This is a genomic window from Rhodoferax sp., from assembly GCF_014859475.1.
Taxonomy (GTDB): Bacteria; Pseudomonadota; Gammaproteobacteria; order Burkholderiales; family Burkholderiaceae_C; genus Rhodoferax.
Window position 1 is genome coordinate 1 of the sequence record NZ_JACUUE010000226.1, and the last position, 3700, is coordinate 3700.

Sequence of the window (3700 nt, forward strand, 5' to 3'; positions counted from 1 at the left end):
GGCCGTGGGCGCTGCGGCCCTGCTGGTGCTCGATCAGGCCGAGCAGGTGCAGCGCGTCGGGGTGGTTGGGGTTGGCCTGCAAAATCTGCCGGTAAAGCGCCTGAGCCTGCGCCAGTTGCCCGTTCTGGTGGTACTGGACGGCGGCTTGCAGCGCGCCCGCAACGTTGAAGTGGTTCATGATTCAGAGTGAAAGAAGGATGTCATTGCGAACGCAGTGAAGCAATCCATGACTTCCGACTGCATGGACTGCCACGCTACGCTCGCAGTGACGGGGCTCATGAATTGCACCAGGTGCGCCACATGTCGCGGTAAGCGGCTTCGAGTTGGCGGGTGATGGCGGCGGGTTGGCATGCTGGCGCGTTCATGCGTGCGCGCAGCGACTGGCGCACCGCATCGAGCGCGGGCAGGTCGTTGGCAAACTTCACTGCGCACTGCAAATATTCATCTTCGCTGTGGGTGATGAACGCGTCCAGCCCCACGCGTGACAGGTGGGCGGCGCAAAGGCGCGACACCGCGTGATCACCGGCGAGCGTGATCACCGGCACGCCCATCCACAGCGAATGCATGGTGGTGGTGCCGCCGTTGTAGGGAAAGGGGTCGAGCGCGAGGTCGATCTGGTGGTGCAGCGCCAAATAGTCTGCCATCGGTACGCGCGGCTGCAGCATCAGGCGCTCAGGGCCGATGCCAGCCTGGCCGAACAAATCGAGAAGCCGCTCCCGGGTGCTGCTGTCGTTCACGTTGCCCAGCATCAGCTGCGCCTGCGGCAGGGCGTGCAGAATGCGCGCCCACAAATTGATCACCGCCGGACTGACCTTGCTCAGGTTGTTGAGGCAGGCCAGCATCAGCTCGCCCGACGTCAGGGCAGGCAATGCGTTGACGTCGGGTGCGCCGGCATCGGGCTGGTATGCCATGCCGCCGGCCAGGCGCACCAGGGTTTCGCTGTGGTAGCGCTCGGTCAGGCCCACGGGGTCTTGCCAGGGGTCGCTGATGCGGTAGTCGATGGCACTCAGGCCCGTGCTGCCGGGGTAGCCGATGTAGCTGACCTGCACCGGCGCAGGCTTGCGGGCAAAGACCGGCAAACGGTTAAGCGCAGTGTGACCCGACAGATCGACCAGAATGTCGATGGCATCAAGACGGATGCGCGCGGCCAGTTGTTCGTCGCTCAGACCAGTGCAGAGCAGCCAGTGGTCCATGGCAGCGGCGATGCGCCCGGTGTGCTGGTCGCTATAGGCATTGTTGCTGTAGCCAAAAAGTTCGACTTGTGACTTGTCATGATGGGTCAGGATCGGCTCAAGGAAATAGGCCACCGGATGGCGGTGAAAATCCCCCGAGACGTAACCCACTTTGAGGCGCCGCTCGGGGTCGCGGCGGTTGTCGTGCGGCTGCCAGAAGGGTTTGAGCGGGATTTCAACCATGTCGGCATAACGCAGATGTTCGGCAAACAGCGCTGGCGGCGGGCAACTGCTGACGCTTTGCAGGACAAACAACAGGCTGCTGTGGATTTCGGCGTTGTCAGGCAGATGCAGCAGTATCTTGCGGTAAATGGCGGCGGCCTCGTCCACCTGGCCCTGTTCCACGAGAGCCTTGGCCAAATCCAGGTAGGCGTCGCCGTAGTTCGGTTCGATGAGCAGCGCTTGCCGGTAATGGCCGATGGCCTCATCCGAATGGCCTTGATCCTGCAGCGCCTTGCCCAGGTTATGGTGCAGGCCAGCCAGACCAGGGCGCAGCGTGAGTGCCTGCCGATAGTGCGCAATGGCCTGGTCCGGACGGCGCAGATTGCACAACGCATTGCCAAGATTGATGTGGGCATGAACACTGGCAGGGTCAAGACGCAGCGCCTGCTGAAGATGGCCAACGGCCTCTTCAAATTGACCCTTTGCGTTCAGCGCCATCCCCAGATTGCAGTAGGCCGAAGCGTCATCGCGCTTGAGCAAAAGCGCCTGCCGGTAACTGGCGATGGCGCCATCTAACTGGCCCTGTGCCAATCGCGTGTTGCCTTGCTCGAAATGGTTCACTGCGGCATGCCCGCCGGGTTGCGTCATGATTGGCACCATGTGCGCCACATGTCGCGGTAAGCGGCTTCAAGTTGGCGGGTGATATTGGCGGGTTGGCATTCGGGCGCGTTCATGCGCGCGCGCAGCGACTGGCGCACCGCGTTAAGCGCGGGCAGGTCGCTGGCAAACTTGACTGCGCATTGCAAATATTCATCTTCGCTGTGCGCGATGAATTCGTGCAGGCCCACGCGCGACAGGTGCGCCGCGCACAGGCGCGACACCGCGTGGTCGCCAGCCAGCGCGATCACGGGCACGCCCATCCACAGCGAATGCATGGTGGTGGTTCCGCCGTTGTACGGAAAGGGGTCGAGCGCGAGGTCGATCTGGTGGTGCAGCGCCAGGTACTCCGACACCGACACGCGCGGCTGCAACAGCAGCCGCTCGGGGCTAATGCCGGCTTGGCTGAACCACCCGGTGAGCTGCTGTCGGATGCCGCTGTCGGTCACGTTGCCCAGCATCAGCCTTGCCTGCGGCAGGGCGTGCAAAATACGCGCCCACAAACGGGTGACTGCCTGGTTGATCTTGGCCGGGTTGTTAAGGCAGGCCAGCATCAGCTCGCCCGACGTGAGCGCCGGCAGCGGGTTGATGGCGGGCGCGTCGTCGTAGGGCGTAAAGGCCATGCCGCCAGGAATGCGCACCAGTGTTTCGCTGTGGTAGCGCTCGGTCAGGCCCGGTGGGTCTTGCCAGGGGTCGCTGATGCGGTAGTCGATGGAACTTAAACCCGTGGTGCCGGGGTAGCCAATGTAGGTGGCTTGCACTGGCGCGGGTTTGCGGGCAAACACCAGCAGGCGGTTGTGGCCGGTGTGACCAGCCAGATCAACCAGAATGTCAATGCCATCAAGACGGATGCGCTCGGCGAGCTGCGCGTCGCTCAGGGTTTTGCAGGGCAGCCAGTGGTCCATTTGGGCGGCAATGCGCGCAGTATGGCTGTCTTGCCGGGTGTGGCTGTAGTAGCCAAACAGCTCGAATTGCGTTTTGTCGTGATGGGCCAGGATCGGCTCAAGGAAATAGGCCACCGGATGGTTGCAAAAGTCGCCCGAGACATAGCCCAGCCTGAGGTGCCGCCCAGGCTCGCGGGGGTTGGGGTGCGGCTGCCAGAAGGGCTTGAGCGGCGCCTCGAAGTGCTCGGCGAAGCGCAAATGCTCCTGAAACAATTCTTGCGCGCTGCAGGTGGCGAGGTTTTGCAGGCCAAACAGCAGGCCGGTGTAAGGCAGCACGTTATCCGGATTGAGCGCCATCGCCCGGCGGTAGCAGGCGATGGCCTCGTCAGACTGGCCCTGGCCCATGCGCGCCTTGGCGTAATTGCAAAGCGTGGCAACGTCATCGGGCTTGAGGGCAAGCGCCTGGCGAAAGCTGGCAACGGCCTTGTCCACCTGGCCTTTGTCGATGAGCGCGTTGGCCAGGTTGTAGTGGGCCTGGGCGTAGCCTGGTTGCAGCACAGTGGTCTGGCGGTAACTGGCGATGGCTTCGTCAGTGCGGCCCAGGTCCAGCAGCGCATTGCCGATCTTGAGGTAGTACTCGGCAAAACCCGGGTTGAACCGCAATGCCTGTTGGTAGCTGATGATGGCCTCGTCGAGCTGGCCCATGGCCATGAGCGCATTGCCCAGGTTGTAGCTGGCATCGGGAAAGTTGGGCTGCAGCGCAAT

At 63.0% G+C, this 3700-nt stretch carries 3 protein-coding genes; all 3 read right to left on the reverse strand.

Annotation, left to right across the window (positions count from 1 at the left end; translation table 11 throughout):
* Positions 1–178, reverse strand: a 178-nt coding sequence (locus IBX54_RS13435) for a tetratricopeptide repeat protein (protein WP_296543167.1), incomplete at its 3' end; no start/stop codon positions are given.
* Between the two features lie 97 nt (positions 179–275).
* A complete protein-coding gene (locus tag IBX54_RS13440) occupies positions 276–2042 on the reverse strand; it encodes a tetratricopeptide repeat protein (RefSeq protein ID WP_296543165.1) in 1767 nt (588 codons plus the stop codon).
* The coding region (locus IBX54_RS13445) for a tetratricopeptide repeat protein (protein ID WP_296543166.1) at positions 2039–3700 on the reverse strand (1662 nt) is incomplete at its 5' end. The genes IBX54_RS13440 and IBX54_RS13445, both read right to left, overlap by 4 nt.

What these genes read in the sequence shown, in the direction of transcription:
- IBX54_RS13440 (WP_296543165.1), bottom strand. Translation starts at nt 2,042, where the DNA reads ATGACGCAACCCGGCGGGCATGCCGCAGTGAACCATTTCGAGCAAGGC.